The organism is Candidatus Igneacidithiobacillus taiwanensis, assembly GCF_031962545.1.
Classification (GTDB): domain Bacteria; phylum Pseudomonadota; class Gammaproteobacteria; order Acidithiobacillales; family Acidithiobacillaceae; genus Igneacidithiobacillus; species Igneacidithiobacillus taiwanensis.
Window position 1 is genome coordinate 1 of the sequence record NZ_JAVRKK010000222.1, and the last position, 2,582, is coordinate 2,582.

Here is a 2,582-nt window from a genome sequence, read left to right on the forward strand (position 1 = left end):
GTAACATCATTTTCTCCTGCGATAAAGGTAGTGCTGGTATGGTTTCGCAACAGCGTTGTTCAGCTCCCGGATTTACGTTACTGAGATGCTGATCAATACTTCATGGGTTTCTATCTCACTCTTCCCGCGGCAAGCTTCGGGTGGAAGAGGATGTGCGTGGCTTTTGCGAAAGTCGTCGCTGCGCATCCATGCAACAAAATCCTCCTTGCTCCGCCAGTGCGTTAATACTATGTAGACTCCTTCGGGATCCTCCGGTTTGAGAATTTCCATGCGTAGAAAACCCGGATGATTTTCTACGGTTCCCTCTCGATTGCGGAAGCTTTCCTCAAATCGTTCCGTAAACTCTGGTGCAACAGGTACGCGATTGGCAACCACATATGTCATAATGAACTCCTAGATAATCCGCTGATAATCTGCCGGTAGTGGGCTTTGTTGTTGGGCTTGCTCAAAACCTTTTTGGACAAAAAGACTTACTATCATTCCGTGGGCCTGGATCAGCTTGGCTACATTGGGGTCTTCGCTGGTTTCTTCTACTAGCACCCCGGTTGGGACCAGGGTAACTTCCATACGAACCTTTTCCCGTTGCGCAAAAATCTCAGGAAAAGCTGGATCCCAGAAACGGAGACCAAAATTTTCTTCCAGTCGGTGGTGCATTGCGGGGACGTGATCATGTAGCAGTTGGACGATTTCGGGATTTTTCGAAGTGGTAAGAGACCTGATCCCATTAGGAAGATTGGTGACCTCCCGCTGGATCTGGTCGTGATAGCGTAGGAGCGTATGAAAGACCTCCTGGTCGTGCTTGTGGCGCGTCATACGATCAGCGCCTACTTTTCCCGCCATCTCTAGCTCCAGGGCTTCTTCTTGTTCAAAGGACATTCCAGATGGTTTCATTCCCGCTTCTCGGCCTATTGATAAATTCATACCTTGGCTTTTGCCAATGTCCCCCCTGCCACGACCGACGCCCATGCCTCTGCCGCCTCCACCCATACCCCGGCCACCCCCGCCCTGCATACCGCTGCATCCCATGCTGTTGTTACCCGTCCCAGTTTTGCCAGCGATCTGTACTTCTTCGGTGCTCGGTAATCCAAATTTTCTATTCATGATATTTTCCTCTGAACTCTTAACGTTGGTGGTGATGGGCACCAACCATGCTGCACGACTAAGAACAGGCCAGATGTAGGGCTTGCCTGTATCTTGAAGTGCAGGTATCACAACTATAGTGATAGATTAAGATGGGAGAAAATATCGTGCATTGATAAAAAGCAATTTTGATGCAGAAAGTTTCGTTACCTCAACAATACGAGGTAATTCCCTTCTACCCACTCTACGGATCTATCGGTTTCGACTCTTTTCGGTGAGGAGACAAGCACTTTCTTTATAACTGCCATCTATAGATAGCCAGCATAACAGGAAGTTACGTAATTTCTTGGAAGAGGACACCACTTAGGGAAGTATCGACAAGCTCCCAGTGCCGACGAATGGCTTGGGTCGATCTCGCTGGCGATTGGGTGCTGCTGGACAGGATGCGCCGAATATCACAGGTGACCGAAGAGGATCTCTGGACCTTACGGATACTTTCCAAAACCAACATCGTTCACAAGCCCGAGATAGCAGTCAATAAGTTGGAATGTTAAGCCGAGCCAAACCGCACGTCAGGAGCAATTGCCTACGAACTATTTGTAAAAATCGTCGCATCTTATCCAACTCGACGGCAATCCTATCGCCCTCTTGCCGCAAACGGTTTTCATCTTTTTGTACAGGCAGTTCTGCCAATAATTCATCGACCTGATATTGCAGGATCACTTGTCGTTCATCAAAAGCATCAAAGACCTCCTGCAGGGTGCTTCTGGGAATGGTGATATGTGCACTGCTTAGCGATTTTCCTGAGAGCTTCCAAGTTATCCTTTGAGATTGTAATGCCAATTTTCCGTCCATCGTAACGCTCCTTTGTCCAGTACAGTCGCGCTCCTTTTTGGAGCGCGACCTTTCGATCCTACTCAATGACCAGCATAGCTTGCTTTCTTGGTGTAGCGACCGCGAAATACCCAGATCTGATACCAATTATACAAAATCATAATGGGTACAAAGCCGGTCATGAATAGTGTAAATACAGCGATCGAGTCTGCGGGATTAGCTGCTTCCGTAATGGTCCAGGTATCGGGAACAATATAGGGAAACATCGTAGCCCACATCGCAAACCACAGGAGAGCAACTACTCCTTCCCCCCACAGCAAAGCCACAAAATCCCGTTGCATCGCATGAGCCATCATGGACTTGTAAGCCGCAAACAATACAATTAGTAGCCACAAAGCCCAGATCCACCAATACGGACCCGTCCATTTGGCGGCAGCCCAGGGGAATATGGCGTAGGACCATACTAATGCCACTACGATAGTGGCGAGCGCCAGATAAGAAAATGCCGTAGTCCATTTTTGTGCTTTCCGATTGATTTCGTCTCCCGGTTCAAACCGAGCAAAAAGAGGCGGTTTCAAGTTTGAAGTGCAACACCCGCATATAACTCTCTGACTTGCTGCGCCATAACTTCGGCAGGTGTCCGAAATCCCAGACATTTCCTGGGGCGA

At 48.6% G+C, this 2,582-nt stretch carries 3 protein-coding genes and 1 pseudogene; all 4 read right to left on the reverse strand.

The features are described 5' to 3' along the window. Positions 1–72: 72 nt before the first annotated feature. The gene (locus tag RTI30_RS13970) at positions 73–384 is read right to left on the reverse strand and encodes an antibiotic biosynthesis monooxygenase (protein ID WP_312284110.1); all 312 of its coding nucleotides are present in this window, start codon (positions 382–384) and stop codon (positions 73–75) included. 9 nt (positions 385–393) lie between these two features. Further along, complete coding sequence (locus tag RTI30_RS13975) at positions 394–1,143, reverse strand: hypothetical protein (protein WP_312284111.1); 750 nt, start codon at positions 1,141–1,143, stop codon at positions 394–396. 471 nt (positions 1,144–1,614) lie between these two features. Further along, positions 1,615–1,935: a hypothetical protein gene (locus RTI30_RS13980; protein WP_312284112.1), complete on the reverse strand. Its 321-nt coding sequence runs from the start codon at positions 1,933–1,935 to the stop codon at positions 1,615–1,617. A gap of 62 nt (positions 1,936–1,997) precedes the next feature. Then, a pseudogene (locus RTI30_RS13985) lies at positions 1,998–2,480 on the reverse strand (cytochrome d ubiquinol oxidase subunit II); the annotation flags it as partial. Between the last annotated feature and the right edge of the window lie 102 nt (positions 2,481–2,582).